Genomic DNA, 16,775 nt, shown 5'->3' with positions numbered 1-16,775 from the left:
GCCGTATGAAACGTGTAATGCTGGAAGTGGCCTATGACGGCACAAATTACTGCGGCTGGCAGGTACAGCCAAACGGGATCACCGTACAGGAGGTGCTGAACCGCCATCTGGCGGAGCTGTTAAAGGAGCCTGTGGAGACCATAGGCGCCAGCAGAACCGACGCAGGCGTCCATGCCCTGGGCAATGTGGCTGTGTTCGACACCAACGCCAGAATGCCGGGGGAGAAGATTTCCTACGCCCTGAACCAGCGGCTTCCTGAAGATATCCGGATCCAGCGGTCAAGGGAGGTCAGCAGGGATTTTCATCCCAGGTACCGGGTCAGTGAGAAGACATATGAATACCGGATACTGAACAGAAGATTTCCGGTGCCAACAGAGCGCTTTTACTCCCATTTTACTTATATCCCCATGGATATTGAGAAGATGAGACAGGCAGGGGCGTACCTGCTGGGCGAACATGATTTTAAAAGTTTCTGCGGTGCGGGAGCGCAGGTGAAGACAACCGTCAGGACCATCCACAGCTTTTCGGTGGAACGTGAGAATGACCTGATCACCATACGCATCACGGGCAGCGGATTTTTGTATAATATGGTGCGGATTCTGGCCGGCACGCTGATGGAGATCGGCGGTGGAGCCTATCCGCCGGAAAAGATGCAGGATATACTGGCTGCCAGAGACAGGAAGGCAGCCGGCCCCACCGCCCCGGCGCGGGGGCTGACCCTGATAAAAATTGACTATAAAAACGGCAAGGAAGAGGAATTGTGATATGAGAAGAAGTGGAATGCTGCTGCCAATAGCCAGTCTGCCGTCTCCATACGGCATTGGAGCATTTTCTAAGGAGGCATATGAGTTTATTGATCTTTTAAGAGATACGGGTCAGAAACTCTGGCAGATACTGCCGCTGGGACCTACCAGCTACGGGGATTCCCCCTATCAATCCTTTTCCACCTTTGCAGGCAATCCCTATTTCATCGATCTGAACGTCCTGATCGGGAAAGGATGGCTGACAAAGGAAGAGTGCGACGCCTGTGACTGGGGAGATCATCCCTCCTATATTGATTACGGAAAAATATATGAGAGCCGTTTTCCTCTTCTTCGGAAGGCCTTTGAAAGGAGCAAAATCCTGTCTGACGGGAATTTTCTTACCTTCTGTGTGGAGAACAACCACTGGCTGGATGACTATGCCCTGTATATGGCTGTGAAAAACAAATTCGGCGGCAAAAGCTGGATCGAGTGGGATGAGGAAGTGCGTCTGAGAGAGCCGGCTGCCCTGAAGAGATATCAGGACGAGCTGCGGGAGGACATTATCTTTTACCAGTATCTGCAGTTCGAGTTTTTTGAGCAGTGGAAGAATGTAAAGAACTATGCCCATGAAAAAGGGATTCAGATCGTTGGGGACATTCCCATCTATGTGGCCTTTGACAGTGCGGATACCTGGGCGAATCCGGAGCTGTTCCAGTTGGATGAGAACAATCTGCCGGTGGCTGTGGCAGGCTGTCCGCCGGACGGGTTCTCTGCCACAGGCCAGCTCTGGGGCAATCCCCTGTACCGCTGGGATTACCACAAGAGAATGCACTACGGCTGGTGGATGCGCAGGATTGCCCACTGTTTCAAGCTTTTTGACATTGTGCGGATTGACCATTTCAGGGGATTTGATGAGTATTATTCCATTCCCTACGGAGATGAGACCGCACAGAACGGCCACTGGGAAAAGGGACCGGGCATGGACCTGTTCCATACCATGAAAGAGGAGCTTGGGGAGAGGAACATCATTGCTGAGGATCTGGGATTTCTCACGGAGACCGTTTACAAGCTTCTGCGGGACAGCGGGTATCCGGGCATGAAGGTGCTGCAGTTTGCCTTTGACACCAGTGAGAACAGCGACTATCTCACCTACAAGTATGACAGAAACTGTGTGGTCTACACAGGAACCCATGACAATGACACCACTGTGGGCTGGTATGAGCACATGACTGACTGGGACAGGGATGTGGCCCTTAGATATATGAACAGCTTCCATACACCGAAAGAGGAGCAGCACTGGGATCTGATCAGCCTTGCCATGCGCAGTGTGGCTGATACCTGCATCATACCCGTGCAGGATTATCTGGGGCTCGGCAGCGAGGCCAGGATCAATACGCCATCCACATTAGGGGACAACTGGAAGTGGAGAATGAGCAAAAATGCATTTTCGGATGAATTAAAAGGCAGGATCTGGCATATGACAAAATTATACGGCAGATTATAGTGTCCGTTCAGACGTCTGAACGGCTGCTGAATACAGGCCGGGAGAAAGGAAGGAATTATTATGGCATTTAAAGAGGTAAAAGCAGAGGAATTACAGTTCAATCCATTTACAAAGATAGGAAAAGAGTGGATGCTGATCACAGCAGGTACAGAGGAAAAATATAATACCATGACTGCAAGCTGGGGCGGCGTTGGTGTGATCTGGGGCAAAGATGTGGTGACAGCCTATATCCGTCCCCAGCGCTACACAAAGGAATTTGTGGACGCAAATGACACCTTTACCATCTCCTTCTTCCCTGAAGGGTACAAAAAAGCATTAAGCTTATGCGGCAGCGTGTCAGGCCGTGACAGAGACAAGATCAGTGAGGCCGGACTTACTGCTTGTTTTGTGGACGGCGCTCCCGCGTTTGAGGAGGCCAGCCTGGTGTTTGTCTGCAAAAAGATGTATCACGGAGACCTCTTCCCGGAAAACTTTGATGCTCCGGAGAATGATGAAAAATGGTACCCTGAGAAAGATTATCACACCATGTACATCGGTGAGATCCTGAAGGTACTGGTGAAGGAAGGCTGAGCTCATTGGAGAATCTTATATTCAGCCTGAATGCCACACTGCCCATTTTCCTCACCATGCTTCTGGGCCTTCTGTTCAGGTATCTGGGGCTGATGAATGCTGACTTTGTGGCAAAGCTCAACCGTTTTGTCTTCGTGGCAGCCATACCGGCCCTGGTGTTCCGGGATATATCCTCTGTGGATGTGCGGAAAAGCTGGGACGGCGGTTTTGTACTGTTCTGCTTTCTCGCCACGCTGGTGAGTATCACCGTGATCGCCCTCCTTGCCAGGCTGCTGGTGGAGGAGGAGATCCGCGGGGAGTTTGTGCAGGCTTCCTACCGAAGCAGCGCAGCGATCCTGGGGATTGCCTTTATACAGAATATCTACGGCAGTTCCGGTATGGCCCCCCTTATGATCGTGGGGACAGTTCCCCTCTACAACGCGGCGGCGGTGGTGATTCTCTCCCTTATGAAGCCCGGGAGAAAAAAGCTTGACCGAAAACTGCTGCTGAAAACAGCAAAGGGCATTGTCACCAATCCCATCATACTGGGAATCCTGGCAGGGATTCTGTGGTCTGTCCTTAGGATCCCGCAGCCGGAGATCATGCAGAAGACAGTGAAGAATGTGGCAGTTCTGGCAACCCCTCTCGGTCTTATGGCTATGGGTGCATCCTTTGAGGGAAAGAAAGCACTGGCAAAGCTGCGCCCCTCCGTGCTGGCAAGTCTGATCAAACTGGTGGTGCTGGCTGCTGTATTCCTTCCCCTGGCTGTCCGGCTGGGCTATACGAAGGAGCGGCTGATCGCCATACTGGTCATGCTGGGGTCAGCTACAACGGTGAGTTGTTTTGTCATGGCGAAAAATATGGGCCATGAGGGAGTGCTGACTTCCAGTACGGTAATGCTGACTACCTTTTTTTCCGCATTTACACTGACCGGCTGGCTGTTCTTATTAAAAACCCTGGGACTGGTATAAGAGAAAGGATCGTGGTTCTGTGTTTGGCAGGAAAAAGAAAAAAGAGGTCATTCCCTTCGACCGCACAGCCGTGAAGCCTGTGCTCAAATCCAGCATCTGCACCGGAGAGCAGGTGGCAGGATTCAAGGATCTGAAGACAGGAAAATTCCAGGAAGTGTGTCTGATCAAAAGCAGGGCAGACCTTCAGGAATTTATGGAGCAGTACGGAATCAGGGAAGAAGAAGTCTCAAAAGAGTGGTAAAATAAAGAAAGATATGCTATAATTAAAAATCAAGGAATATTCATAACTTTACATAAGGAGAAGCATCATGAGTCAGGAAAAAGTCGATAAGTATAAAAATTATAAAAATAACCGCGACAAGATCCAGAAAAAAGAAGCACGTGAACTTTTGCTTGAGAAGATCATTGTTTCTGCGGTTTGTCTGCTGATCGTTGGATGGATTGGCTATTCTGCCTACGGTCTTGCTACAAAAGACGACGCAGAGGGAGAGGCCACAACTACAGAAATGAACGTGACAGCCATGACAGATTATCTCCAGGAGCTTACTGCAGGAGAGACAGCCGAATAGGCATACAGGGAAGGCAGAATGGGAAATGCTAAGATGCATTTCCTTTTTTCTTGTTAAGCGGGAAGGCACGGACAGCGAAAGGCGCGCAGCGCGCGGAGGATACTTCACAGCAGTATGTTTTAAATGGAGGAATTGCGGTTGAGAGAAAAGAGGGTCGGGAAGATCCGGCACTGGATTTTATTTTTTACAGTTGTGATCATGGCTGTGCTGGGCGTGTTTACGGCATTGCAGGCAGAACCGGAACCCCGGAATGTGCGGGAGAAAGGCAGCAGTGTTAATCAGTGGGATACCGGCTGGCACTATCAGGCGGATGACGGCACAGAGAAGACGTGTGAGGTCCCATCCCAAATAAAGATCCGGGGAGGGAAGATCATTCTTAGGCAGACCATCCCTGAATTTTCCGAGGAGGAAAAATATCTGGGATTTCTGAACCATTACCAGCAGGTTGAAATATACGTTGACGGTGTGTCAAGATACCGGTATACGGAACAGCAGACAGGGACATTTCACGGTATGCTGGGAAACAACTTTTGTATGACAAGGCTTGGCAGGGAAGATGCCGGAAAAGAGATAACCGTCATATTCAGCGGCTTTTATAGAGAAGGGCTGGTTCAGGTTCCCGTGATCTGTCTGGACAGCAGGGAAAGCATGCTTTTGGATATCCGGGTGCGGGAATGTCCCAGGATCATATTCTGTGTGGTGCTCCTGGTGCTGAGCGCGGGTATGTTTCTCCTCTGGCTTCTTTTGAGAGTCAGGGAGGCTGTGCATGTATCCAGCGTGTTTTATGCCTGGATCTTTATCCTGGTATCAGCAGTCTGGATCCTTACAGATTCCAAATTCATGGTATTCTTATCGCCATGGCCCAGACTGATCTGCCTGATATCCTTTTATGCGTTTTATATGATCCCCATCCCCATGCTTTCCTTTATCGGAGAAGTCTGCCAGAGGAGATCAGCCATGCTGGACTGGATGAAGACAATACTGGCCGGCAATGTACTGGTGCAGAGTCTTGTGTACCTGATGGGCGGACGTAAACTGATGCAGATGCTTCCGATCACCCATATCCTCTATGTGGCTGCCATGATCTGTTCTGTGATTTATATGGTAAAAGAGCTGAGAAGCAGTAAGGCCCAGTACGCCAGGATTTTCCTTGGCGGTGTCTTTTTCCTCATAGTCATGGCAGTGGTATCCCTGGTCTCCTTTTATACCGGGGTGGGCAGCAGGTATGCCATGTATTATCAGCTTGGACTTTTGGGCTTTGTGTGCGCACTGCTCAGGATGACGGTACGTCAGGTAAATGAAATCCTGGAGGATAGGACCGGGGACAGGATTCTTGAGGAGCTGGCCTATATGGATATTATGACAAAGCTTGGAAACCGCTCCGCATATGAGATGCGCCTGCAGGAACTGCAGGAGACGATGACCCGGGGACAGGAACTGTCAGCGGTCATGGTAGATTTAAACGGCCTTAAGAAAGTAAATGACACTTTTGGACACAGAGCCGGGGATGAGATGATCAAGGGATGTGCCCGGTGTCTGAGGGAGGCATTCTGTGGATTTGGCGAGATTTACAGAATCGGCGGCGATGAGTTCCTGATATTTTTAAAGCGTCTGCAGAGCATCCGGTCATGGGAGAAGAATCTGGAGGAAGCCCAGGAGAAGTATAATCAGGAACACGAGGTGAAGATTTCCATAGCGGCAGGGATTGCCACAGGCAGAAAAACGGGGGAATCAGATGAGTGGCTTCATGAACTGATCGGCCGGGCGGACAGGAATATGTATGAGAATAAGAAAAGCAGCAGGAAATAGAATAAAAAACGGCTGGGCAGAAGATTCTGCCCAGCCGCATTTTTCGTACAGTTTATCCGGAAATTATAATTTTTCTACGTTAGCTGCCTGCATTCCACGAGCGCCTTCAGTTAAATCATAAGATACAGCCTGTCCTTCTTCCAGGGATTTAAAACCATCTCCATTGATAGCGGAGAAGTGTACGAATACATCCTGTCCGTCTTCACCTGTGATGAATCCGTAGCCTTTTTCTGCATTAAACCATTTTACAGTTCCCTTGTTCATAGTGTTACCTCCATAAAATAAAAAATAAAAATTAGGATTGGATAAAGAAAACAGGAAGCACGCTTCGTGGAAAGTTCCCATTATTTATGAAAAATAAGCGGTCTTTAGAGAGGGTATTATAAATAAGAAATAATACAATCTCTAAAAACCGCTTAACATCACGATAACCGGAAGCTTATTAAATGCACTTTCAATTATTTATATCCAATATTCCTTTAACAAATTCAGTATATTCGCAAATCGAAAAAAAGTCAAGTAAAAATGTATAATTGACGAAAGAAATTGTGTATGTTACTATTAAAATCAAAAGATGTAAAGTCCCGGAGGAAGAATTTATGAATATTTTAATCAGGAACGGACGTATCATCGATCCGGCAACAAAGACAGACGAAATAAGCGACCTCTATATAGAGGGCGGCAAAGTGAAAAAGACAGGCAAGGGCCTTAAGCCAAAGGATAAGACAGATAAAGTCATCGACGCTTCAGGCTGCTATGTAATGCCCGGGCTCATTGACCTGCATGTGCATCTGCGGGACCCGGGGCTGACTTATAAAGAAGATATTGTGTCAGGCTCCAAGGCAGCAGCCAGAGGCGGATTCACCACAATTCTTGCCATGCCCAATACCAAGCCGGTCATCGACAGCGCGGACCGTGTGAAATACGTTCAGAATAAAGCAAAAGAATTGTCTCCTATCCATGTAATGCAGATCGGTGCCATTACAAAAGGACAGGCCGGTGAGGAACTGGCGGATATTGAGGAGATGATCGAGCAGGGCGTACCTGCCATCAGCGAGGACGGCAAATCCGTCATGAATGCCAGATTATATAAAAATGCCATGGGAATTGCGGCAAAATACGATATTCCCGTATTTGCCCACTGTGAAGACCGGAATATTGTGGGCAAGGGCTGCGTCAATGAGGACGAGCATTCCAGAGAGATGGGACTGCCGGGAATCAGCAACGCAGTGGAGGACATCATTGCGGCAAGGGACATTATCCTGGCAAAAGAGACAGGAGCCAAGCTTCATCTGTGCCATTGCTCCACCAAGGAGAGTGTCCGCATGGTAGAACTGGCGAAAAAGGAGGGGATCAAGGTGACAGGCGAAGTATGCCCCCACCACTTCACACTGACTTCTGACGATGTGGACCCCAATGACGCCAACTATAAGATGAATCCGCCTCTGCGCACAAAAGAGGACAGGGACGCACTGATCCGCGGCCTGAAGGATGATATTATGGATGTCATCAGTACAGATCATGCGCCTCACAGCCGTGAGGAGAAGACCATGCCCATCACCAGAGCGCCCTTCGGCATTGTGGGGCTGGAGACATCCGTTGCCCTCACCATCACGGAGCTGGTGGACAAGGGGATTCTGACACCCATGCAGATGGCGGAAAAAATGAGCTATAATCCTGCTAAGATCATCGGTCTTGACAGAGGCTCTCTGGAAGAGGGAAAAGCCGCTGATGTGACCATCATCGACCCGGATGCAGAATATGTTATTGATTCCATGACTTTCCTTTCAAAAGGAAAGAACACGCCATTCAACGGCCGCAGGGTAAAAGGTCTGGTAAAAGCCACGATCTGCGACGGTAAGATTGCCTATATCCAGGACGGCATGATCAGACAATAAAATAATTTCACTCACGGAGGAAAAATCATGATTAATAAACTTACAGAGAAGATCAGGAAGACCCACGCACCTATCGTGGTGGGTCTGGACCCTATGCTCAATTATATTCCGAAACACATCCAGGATGCTGCATTCAAAGAGTGCGGCGAGACCCTGGAAGGGGCGGCAGAAGCTGTCTGGCAGTTCAATAAAGCAATTGTGGACGCCACCCATGACCTGATTCCGGCAGTAAAACCGCAGATCGCCATGTATGAGCAGTTTGGTATCCCGGGTCTTATGGCTTTTAAGAAGACAGTGGATTACTGTAAAGAAAAGGACCTGGTTGTCATCGGTGATATCAAGCGCGGTGATATCGGTTCCACATCTGCCGCTTACGCAGCCGGCCACATCGGCAGGGTTCAGGTGGGCAGCAAGGAGTACGCCGGATTTGATGAGGATTTTGTGACTGTGAATCCGTATCTGGGATCAGACGGTGTGAACCCGTTTATTGATGTGTGTAAAAAGGAGAAAAAAGGTCTTTTCATCCTTGTAAAGACCTCCAATCCGTCCAGCGGGGAGTTCCAGGACCAGTTAGTAAACGGAAGACCGCTCTATGAACTGGTGGGAGAAAAAGTTGCCGAGTGGGGTCAGGAATGCATGGGCGATTCATACAGCTATATCGGTGCCGTGGTAGGTGCCACTTATCCCGAGATGGGTAAGATCCTTCGCCGGATCATGCCGAAAGCCTACATCTTGGTTCCGGGATACGGTGCCCAGGGCGGACAGGGAAAAGACCTGGTGCATTTCTTTAATGAAGACGGCCTGGGAGCCATTGTAAATTCCTCCCGCGGTATTATTGCTGCCTACAAGCAGGAAAAATACGCCGAAATCGGCGAAGCGAATTTCGCGGATGCATCCCGCAGAGCAGTGGAAGATATGATCGCAGACATTGACGGCGCTCTTAAGGCTGTAAAATAAGGAGAGGACCATGGCAAAAGCAAAGATAACAAGTACAGTGATCCGGCAGGAGAAGCTGGCTGAGGGTGTGTACAGCATGTGGCTGGCAGCAGAAGAGATTGCGGCAGTCGCCAAACCGGGACAGTTTATCTCTGTCTACAGCAGGGACCAGAGCAGAATGCTGCCCCGCCCCATCAGCCTGTGTGAGATAGACAGAGAAGCGGGAAGCCTGCGGATCGTATACAGAACAGTTGGCAAAGGTACAGAGGAATTTTCAAAAGCCTGTGCAGGTGACACTCTGGATATACTGGGACCTCTGGGCAATGGGTTCCCGATGGAGGAGATCAGGGGAAAACGCGTGCTCATGATGGGCGGCGGCATCGGCGTGCCCCCAATGCTGCAGACTGCCAAAGAGGCGGATGCGGATGTGACCATCATATCCGGTTACCGAAGCGCAGACCTCTTCCTCGTAAAAGAGCTGGAGGCAGCGGGAAGGCTTTTTATCACAACAGAGGATGGAAGTGTTGGTACGAAAGGCAATGTTATGGATGCCATCCGTGAGAACCATATAGAGCCGGAAGTCATCCTTGCCTGCGGCCCGACCCCCATGCTGCGGGCTGTGAAGGCCTATGCAGAGGAAAAGAAAATAACATGCTATATCTCCCTGGAGGAGAAGATGGCATGCGGAATCGGTGCCTGTCTGGCCTGTGTCTGTCAGTCAAAGGAAGTGGACGGACACTCCCATGTGCATAACAAGAGAATCTGCAAGGACGGCCCGGTATTTTTGAGCACGGAGGTAGAGCTTTGATGAATACAAAAGTGAATCTGGCAGGTGTGGAACTGAAGAATCCTGTTATGACAGCCTCAGGAACCTTTGGCTCCGGGGCAGAATACAGCGAATTTGTGGATTTGAGCTGCCTTGGTGCTGTTGTCACAAAGGGTGTGGCAAGTGTACCCTGGCCGGGCAATCCCACACCGCGTATCGCGGAGACTTCCTGCGGCATGTTGAACGCCATCGGCCTGCAGAATCCCGGTATTGACGTGTTCTGCGAGAGAGACATCCCTTTCCTGAAAAAATATGATACAAAGATCATTGTCAATGTATGCGGAAAGAGTACAGAGGAATACTGTGAAGTAGTGGAGCGTCTGGCCGGGGAAGATGTGGATATGCTGGAGATCAATATCTCCTGCCCTAACGTGAAGGAAGGCGGCATTGCATTCGGACAGGATCCCAAAGCAGTGGAAGCCATCACCAGGGAAGTAAAGAAGCATGCAAAACAGCCGGTTATCATGAAACTCAGCCCAAATGTGACAGATATTACAGAGATGGCAAAGGCCGCTGAGGCAGGCGGCGCGGATGTGCTTTCCCTGATCAACACACTGACCGGCATGAAGATAGATATCAATAAGAGAACATTTGCACTGGCAAACAAGACAGGCGGTATGTCAGGTCCCTGTTTAAAACCTGTGGCTGTCCGCATGGTCTACCAGACAGCACGTGCGGTGAAACTGCCCATCATAGGCATGGGCGGCATCTGCAGTGCTGAGGATGCTCTGGAATTTATCCTGGCCGGCGCCACAGCCGTGTCCATAGGAACAGCTAATTTCACCAACCCCTATGCAACAGTGGAGACAGTCCGGGGGATTGAAGATTATATGAAGAAAAATAAAATTCAGGATATTCAATCCCTGATTGGTGTGGTAGAATAAACGGGAAGAGAAAACTAGGAGGAAATTCGATGGAAGCGTACAAACAGGAATTTATTGAATTTATGGTGGACTGCCAGGTGCTGAAATTCGGAGACTTCGTCACAAAGAGCGGACGGAACACCCCGTTTTTCGTAAACACCGGATTTTATAGAACAGGAGCACAGCTTCGCAAGCTGGGAGAATATTATGCCAGAGCCATTGCGGACAAGTTCGGATTTGACTTTGACGTATTGTTCGGACCTGCCTACAAGGGAATACCGCTGACAGTAGCAGCAACCATGGCGATCAGTGAGTTTTACGGAAAAGATATCCGCTACTGCTCCAACAGGAAAGAAGTAAAGGACCATGGGGATAAGGGAATCCTTCTGGGAAGCCCTATTGAGGACGGCGATAAGGTGGTCATCATCGAGGACGTGACAACAGCAGGCACCTCCATCGCAGAGACACTACCCATTATCAGGGCGCAGGGCAATGTAAGCCCCATCGGCCTTGTGGTATCTGTGGACCGCATGGAGCGGGGACAGGGCGAGAAGAGCGCACTTAAAGAGATTGAAGAGAAGTACGGACTTGCCACAACAGCCATTGTAACCATGGAGGAGGTTGTGGAGCATCTGTACAACAAAGAGTACAAAGGAAAAGTTATCATTGATGATAAGATGAAAGCAGCCATTGATGCATATTATGAGAAATATGGCGCAAACGAGTAAACAATAATCATCTGACTTTGTCGGGACGGAAGGAAGTGTGCTGGATGAACGAAAAGATCTATAAGACTATGTCACGTGCCGGAGTTACCTCTCTGGTACTGGGAATTGTCGCTGCAGTTACAGGAATTGTCAGCGGTGTTATGCTTATTATCAACGGAACAAAACTTTTAAGAAAAAGAAGTGAGATCACATTCTAGCCGGACAGAACAACACAAAAATAGGGAAGAGGGCGTTTTAGGCGGCCCTCTTCTTCATACATAGGAGAGACTATGCAATAGGAGTTTAGAACATTGAAAAATAAAACAAAAAGGAAAATCAAAGCGGCAGGAACCGTGTTGTTCCTGATTTATATACTTGCGCTTATTTATTTCCTGTTTTTCGCGGAGCGGTTCAGCGGGGTGGAGTTTGCCCAGAGGGAATACCACTACAACCTGACGCCCTTACAGGAAATCAGAAGATTCTGGATTTACAAAGAGCAGCTTGGAGTCTTAGCAGTGGTATCCAATCTGTTTGGAAATGTAATAGGTTTTGTTCCTTTTGGCCTGATTCTTCCCATCATTTGCAGAAATGCAAGGGGATTCTTTTTTATCACTTTTTCCGGTTTTGCATTGAGCCTTTGCGTGGAAACCATACAGCTTATCACGAAGCTGGGATGTTTTGATGTGGACGATATGATTTTGAATACAACTGGTGCGGCACTTGGATATATCCTTTTTGCCGTGAGCCATTATATATATAGAAAAAACAGGAGGAAACAGCATGGCAAAGAAACGCTATAAATATTCATTTACAAAAAAAAGACATACCAGAGGCGGAGTGGAATCCTCTATTCTGGCGCTGATGTCCGGCCTGCTGTTTTTTGGAGCAGCAATCTGTTCCCTGGTCATGAGTGGACAGGGCGGCATGTATCTGGGAGCTATGGGAATCCTGGCTCTTGGCTTGTCCGTTTACGGGTTTATTCTGGGGCTGAAAAGCTTTTCGGAACAGAACCGTGCATTTCTTTACAGCAAGATCGGTTCCGTGGCCAACGGCGTGCTGATGGTCATCTGGATTGCGCTTTTTTTGGTAGGAATCTCATAAGGAGGAAATATGGACGATAGATTAAAAAAACAAATGGAATTTATGCTGGAGGTTGACAAGAGTAAATTTGTCCGCCGCCAGACTTACCTGTCAGACGGAATCCGCAGGGAGAATGACGCAGAGCACTCCTGGCATCTGGCGCTGATGGCAGCACTTCTGTCAGAGCACGCCAATGAGAAGATTGATATTGCCAGGACCATGCTCATGGTTCTCATACACGATATTGTAGAGATTGACGCAGGGGATACCTATGCCTATGACGATGCCGGCCATCTGGATAAGCGGGAGCGTGAGGTGAAGGCGGCAAAACGCATTTTCGGGCTGCTGCCGGAAGACCAGGCGGAGAAGATGATGGATCTGTGGGAGGAGTTCGAGGCTTCCGAGACACCGGAGGCAAAATTCGCCCACTCCCTTGACTGTGTGCAGCCTCTGATGCTCAATGACGCCACAGACGGCAAGTCCTGGAGAGAGCATGAGATCAAGAGATCACAGGTCATGAAAAGGAATGCGGGAACCGCACAGGGCTCTGCGCTGCTGATGGAGTATGTGAACGGCATTCTTGACAAAAATGTGGAAAAAGGAAATCTGAGAAATGAGTAGGGATACATTTTTGGAGGAACGTTTTGAACTGGTGAAGGGAAGAATCCGGGAAATGCAGCAGGAGATGGATGTGCCGGAGAGATTTTGCGGCTTTTTTCATGAGATGACATCCTACCTGAATTATGTGCTCACCCTTCATGAGAAGATCAGGGAAGGATGGCTGGAACATGCTGCCCTTTCAGAACTTCAGAAGAACAATGAGGAGCTTTACGGCAGGATACTGCCCGGAGCTTATGAGACGTCCTACGCGAATCCGGCCTATGCGGTGCGTATGCTCCAGGAGGAGTACGGAAGGCTTCTTTCCTTTCTGGCAGCAGAGGTGCGGGGGATCGTTGTCTATGCCTATGAGGACCGCCTCTTTGATATGACGGTGCTCATGGAGCTTTATGTGCAGATCTACAATTTGCTGGAGGAGCCGACAGTGCCTGCGCAGGAGATAAGAGATACCCTGTACTGGTATGTGAGTGATTACAGTGAGGAGATGGTTGGGAGAAGAATCCGGGAAGCGGTGGACCCTTCTCTTGATTTTGCTGTGCGCATTGTCTGTGACAGTGACCTTACAGATTCCAGATATTTGTATAAGTACGGGGAGTATGTGACAGAGAATGAAATCGCCATGGCAGAATATCTGAACCGTTTTTCTGAGGAGGAGACAGAGGCCATGGCCCGTACCTTTACAGAAGGTTACAGGATCGGGTTTGTCAACGGGAGAAAAGACATTTCCAAAAAGAACAGTGTGAATATCCGTTATCAGCTTGGTTTTGAGCGCATGGTAAGGGCGGCTGTCCGCCAGTTTGAGGACATGGGACTAAAGCCTGTGATCTACCGGAGCGCCGTCCATGCGGTGAATAAAAAGCAGCACCACAGGATTGGCTATTACGGGGCAATTCCAAATAAACAGTATGATTATGACCACAAGGATGACGCGGCGCTGTTTTTAAACCAGGAGTTTGTACAGCGTAAGCTCCGTGTTATGCAGGTGGCTTATGAGCAGGTAAAAGACCTTGCCAATACCCACGGAGGCCCGGCAGTTATAGAGACCTTCGGGGAAACACCTTTTACTCCCGTAAGTAAAAAGGAGGCCTTTTCCCTGTCATCCCACCAGCAGAAACTGCAGGTGGCCTATGACAATGAGGCGGGACAGATCGTGAACCGCTATATCAAGGGGGAAGAGCGCAGCTTTACCATCATTGCTTATCCGGTCTGTGAGATAGGTGAGAAATTCGGGGATATTTTCCGGGAAACCGTGCGCCTGAACACCCTTGACTATCGTCTGTATCAGGGAATCCAGCAGAAGCTTATTGATGCCCTGGATGAAGGGTGCGAGGTCAGGATCAAGGGCAGGGGCGGCAACCGGACGGATATGACGGTGCGCCTCCATGACCTTACAGATCCGGAAAAACAGACGAATTTTGAAAACTGTCTGGCAGATGTGAACATCCCTGTGGGGGAAGTCTTCACAAGCCCGGTTCTTCATGGAACGAACGGTGTGCTGCACGTGTCAGGCGTGTATCTGGACGGCTTGTATTACAGGAATCTGGAGATAACTTTCCGGGATGGGAAAGTTTCAGATTATATCTGCGCCAATTTTGAGACAGAGGAGGAGAACAGGGATTATATTAAGGAAAATATCCTGTTCCACCACGATATGCTGCCCTTGGGGGAATTTGCCATCGGCACCAACACCACGGCCTATGTGATGGCTAAGAAATACCGGATTGAGGACATTCTGCCTATTCTCATTGCGGAGAAGGTGGGACCGCACTTTGCAGTGGGTGATACTTGCTACAGCTGGTCTGAGGATACCGCAGTGTATAATCCCGACGGGAAAGAGATCATTGCCAGGGACAATGAAGTGTCTGTTTTAAGAAGGATCGATGCGGGCAAGGCCTACTTCGGATGCCATACGGATATTACCATTCCTTATGAGGAGCTGGGAGAGATCACAGCGGTGAAAAGGGACGGCAGCCGGATACCCATCATAAAAGACAGCCGTTTTGTACTGCCGGGGACGGAGGAGCTGAACCGGGTGTTGGATGAGTGATGTTTCTTTTTCATACGCCGGGCCACAGATGTCGGACCCGGCCCTCCTTTTGTAAAAAAACATGTATTTCTGTACGATTATGTCAAAAATCACGACGATTATGTACATTTTGCTTTCTGCTTTTGTTTGTGCAGTATAATGAGGAAGAAGATGTTGTGAGACAAATATTTACATGGGAAAAAGGGGAGTAATATTTATGAAGAAACGTATAGCGGCAATTGTGCTTGCAGGGCTGCTCGCAGTATCCGTACTTGGGGCAGGATGTGGAAAAAACGAAGCGGAGGATAAAGATACACAAAAAAAGACAGAGGCTGGGGTGGATGGGACAGAGAAAACGAAGGACAGAAAAGAGCAGACGGTGGTAAAGCCAGTGAAAAAGCCGGATACTTCCGGGGACGGGGAGCAAGAAGATGCATCGCCTAAGAAGGAAGAGGGGACAGATGCCCAATCCGGCGCGGGAATATCCGGGCAGCAGGAATACAATACCGGGGAGGAAGCGTCTGGACAGGTAGAAAATGTTGACAGTGAGGATAACACTGCCGGCACTGATGATACGGATGATAGTACAGAAGAACCCGGAGGCCCGCAGACCGTGACCGGTATCATTCAGGATATCAGTGGTTCCACCCTGGGAATTATGGAAGCGGACGGCGGTGTCTACGGATTTGACACAGGCATACTCTCCGGTTTTGATGATTCTTACCAGATTGGGGATACGGTTACCGTTACATACGAGGGAGATACCATGAACCCCGACAGCGCAGAGATTTCACACTGACAGGACAGAGAAAGACTTGTACTTTTGGCTGCAGCCTGTACATTTTTGGGAAGCCGGAGAAAAACGGCTTCCTTTTTATGTGAAAATCCGCCTTTTTCCCCTATAAGCTGCCATCAAAAATGAGATATGAGGTTGACAATATTTAGAACTCTATGTAAAATTGTTCTGTAAAGATGAAAGTAAGCGTTGTGGTCCGCAAATCTTCGGGGCACAGCTTGTTATCACGGGACTGCTTCTGGCATTCCCGTAATCCAGCAACAACAAAATTCAAAAATAAAGGAGATAAAGTCATGGCAAAAGTTGGAATTGTTATGGGAAGTGACTCCGATATGCCTGTTATGAAAAAAGCAGCAGACATGTTGGAAAAATTTGGAATCGAGTATGAGATGAAGATCATTTCAGCTCACAGAGAACCGGATGTGTTCTTTGAGTACGCAAAGACAGCGGAGGAGAAAGATTTCAAAGTCATCATTGCAGGTGCAGGAATGGCAGCTCACCTTCCAGGCATGTGTGCAGCGATTTTCCCCATGCCGGTAATCGGTATCCCCATGCACACCACATCTTTAGGAGGAAGAGACTCCCTGTATTCCATCGTACAGATGCCGTCCGGAATTCCGGTTGCAACAGTTGCAATCAACGGAGGAGCCAATGCCGGTATTCTGGCAGCCAAGATTTTAGCAACTTCCGACCCGGAACTGCTGCAGAAGTTAAAAGACTATAAAGAAGAGCTGAAAGACCAGGTCGTTGCAAAAGATGCAAGACTGCAGGAAGTTGGATATAAAGAATATTAGTAACTGTTTAGTCAGGTCTGCGCATTTACTGCGCTGACCGTGCAAAAGAGTAGTGGCGGCAGGTATTCGCCCCATCGCGAAGCGAT

The 16,775-nt window shown here is 49.0% G+C and carries 20 protein-coding genes; 19 read left to right on the top strand and 1 reads right to left on the bottom strand.

Annotated elements, in window-relative coordinates:
* The first annotated feature begins 5 nt into the window (after nt 1-5).
* From truA to WMO65_RS05215, 7 genes are all read left to right on the top strand, one after another.
* Complete coding sequence (gene truA, locus WMO65_RS05245; RefSeq protein ID WP_033140962.1) at nt 6-764, top strand: tRNA pseudouridine(38-40) synthase TruA; 759 nt, start codon at nt 6-8, stop codon at nt 762-764.
* Between the two features lies 1 nt (nt 765).
* Nucleotides 766-2,247 carry a 4-alpha-glucanotransferase gene (malQ, locus tag WMO65_RS05240; RefSeq protein ID WP_033140963.1) on the top strand — a complete coding sequence of 494 codons (1,482 nt, stop codon included), beginning with the start codon at nt 766-768 and terminating at the stop codon, nt 2,245-2,247.
* Nucleotides 2,248-2,307: 60 nt separating this feature from the next.
* Nucleotides 2,308-2,817, top strand: coding sequence for a flavin reductase family protein (locus WMO65_RS05235; protein ID WP_033140964.1), 510 nt, complete (start codon nt 2,308-2,310; stop codon nt 2,815-2,817).
* A gap of 5 nt (nt 2,818-2,822) precedes the next feature.
* Nucleotides 2,823-3,767 (top strand): AEC family transporter, encoded by a 945-nt coding sequence (locus WMO65_RS05230; protein ID WP_148393735.1) that lies wholly within the window; start codon nt 2,823-2,825, stop codon nt 3,765-3,767.
* A gap of 19 nt (nt 3,768-3,786) precedes the next feature.
* A complete protein-coding gene (locus WMO65_RS05225; protein ID WP_033140966.1) occupies nt 3,787-4,008 on the top strand; it encodes a hypothetical protein in 222 nt (73 codons plus the stop codon).
* Between the two features lie 67 nt (nt 4,009-4,075).
* Complete coding sequence (locus WMO65_RS05220; protein WP_054352920.1) at nt 4,076-4,336, top strand: hypothetical protein; 261 nt, start codon at nt 4,076-4,078, stop codon at nt 4,334-4,336.
* Nucleotides 4,337-4,474: 138 nt separating this feature from the next.
* Complete coding sequence (locus tag WMO65_RS05215) at nt 4,475-6,145, top strand: sensor domain-containing diguanylate cyclase (protein WP_187370697.1); 1,671 nt, start codon at nt 4,475-4,477, stop codon at nt 6,143-6,145.
* Between the two features lie 63 nt (nt 6,146-6,208).
* On the opposite strand, the gene WMO65_RS05210 is transcribed toward WMO65_RS05215, so the two are convergent.
* The gene (locus WMO65_RS05210) at nt 6,209-6,409 is read right to left on the bottom strand and encodes a cold-shock protein (protein ID WP_018596689.1); all 201 of its coding nucleotides are present in this window, start codon (nt 6,407-6,409) and stop codon (nt 6,209-6,211) included.
* Between the two features lie 335 nt (nt 6,410-6,744).
* On the opposite strand from WMO65_RS05210, the gene WMO65_RS05205 reads away from it, so the two are divergent.
* From WMO65_RS05205 to purE, 12 genes are all read left to right on the top strand, one after another.
* Entirely contained in the window at nt 6,745-8,043 is a 1,299-nt protein-coding gene (locus WMO65_RS05205; protein ID WP_148393737.1) for a dihydroorotase, read from the top strand.
* 27 nt (nt 8,044-8,070) lie between these two features.
* Nucleotides 8,071-9,000 (top strand): orotidine-5'-phosphate decarboxylase, encoded by a 930-nt coding sequence (gene pyrF / locus WMO65_RS05200; RefSeq protein ID WP_033140970.1) that lies wholly within the window; start codon nt 8,071-8,073, stop codon nt 8,998-9,000.
* 10 nt (nt 9,001-9,010) lie between these two features.
* Nucleotides 9,011-9,787: a dihydroorotate dehydrogenase electron transfer subunit gene (locus tag WMO65_RS05195; protein WP_103732413.1), complete on the top strand. Its 777-nt coding sequence runs from the start codon at nt 9,011-9,013 to the stop codon at nt 9,785-9,787.
* Nucleotides 9,787-10,689 carry a dihydroorotate dehydrogenase gene (locus WMO65_RS05190; RefSeq protein ID WP_181014480.1) on the top strand — a complete coding sequence of 301 codons (903 nt, stop codon included), beginning with the start codon at nt 9,787-9,789 and terminating at the stop codon, nt 10,687-10,689. Before WMO65_RS05195 ends, WMO65_RS05190 begins: the two co-directional genes overlap by 1 nt.
* 29 nt (nt 10,690-10,718) lie before the next feature.
* On the top strand, nt 10,719-11,396 hold the full coding sequence (pyrE, locus tag WMO65_RS05185) for an orotate phosphoribosyltransferase (protein ID WP_103733261.1): 678 nt from the start codon (nt 10,719-10,721) through the stop codon (nt 11,394-11,396).
* A 44-nt stretch (nt 11,397-11,440) separates the two neighbouring features.
* Entirely contained in the window at nt 11,441-11,593 is a 153-nt protein-coding gene (locus tag WMO65_RS05180) for a hypothetical protein (RefSeq protein ID WP_181014597.1), read from the top strand.
* 93 nt (nt 11,594-11,686) lie between these two features.
* Nucleotides 11,687-12,175 carry a VanZ family protein gene (locus WMO65_RS05175; protein ID WP_118743540.1) on the top strand — a complete coding sequence of 163 codons (489 nt, stop codon included), beginning with the start codon at nt 11,687-11,689 and terminating at the stop codon, nt 12,173-12,175.
* Nucleotides 12,156-12,476: a DUF6142 family protein gene (locus tag WMO65_RS05170; protein ID WP_033140976.1), complete on the top strand. Its 321-nt coding sequence runs from the start codon at nt 12,156-12,158 to the stop codon at nt 12,474-12,476. Before WMO65_RS05175 ends, WMO65_RS05170 begins: the two co-directional genes overlap by 20 nt.
* Before the next feature lie 9 nt (nt 12,477-12,485).
* On the top strand, nt 12,486-13,076 hold the full coding sequence (locus tag WMO65_RS05165; RefSeq protein ID WP_148393738.1) for an HD domain-containing protein: 591 nt from the start codon (nt 12,486-12,488) through the stop codon (nt 13,074-13,076).
* Nucleotides 13,069-15,120 carry an aminopeptidase gene (locus WMO65_RS05160; RefSeq protein ID WP_148393739.1) on the top strand — a complete coding sequence of 684 codons (2,052 nt, stop codon included), beginning with the start codon at nt 13,069-13,071 and terminating at the stop codon, nt 15,118-15,120. The genes WMO65_RS05165 and WMO65_RS05160 overlap by 8 nt, the downstream gene beginning before the upstream one ends.
* 196 nt (nt 15,121-15,316) lie before the next feature.
* On the top strand, nt 15,317-15,898 hold the full coding sequence (locus WMO65_RS05155) for a hypothetical protein (RefSeq protein WP_146051786.1): 582 nt from the start codon (nt 15,317-15,319) through the stop codon (nt 15,896-15,898).
* A gap of 290 nt (nt 15,899-16,188) precedes the next feature.
* The gene (gene purE, locus WMO65_RS05150) at nt 16,189-16,689 is read left to right on the top strand and encodes a 5-(carboxyamino)imidazole ribonucleotide mutase (protein WP_033140980.1); all 501 of its coding nucleotides are present in this window, start codon (nt 16,189-16,191) and stop codon (nt 16,687-16,689) included.
* Nucleotides 16,690-16,775 lie beyond the last annotated feature (86 nt).

This window comes from Blautia caccae, assembly GCF_040095955.1.
Lineage (GTDB): Bacteria > Bacillota > Clostridia > Lachnospirales > Lachnospiraceae > Blautia > Blautia celeris.
This window is presented reverse-complemented; position numbering and strand designations above follow the sequence as displayed.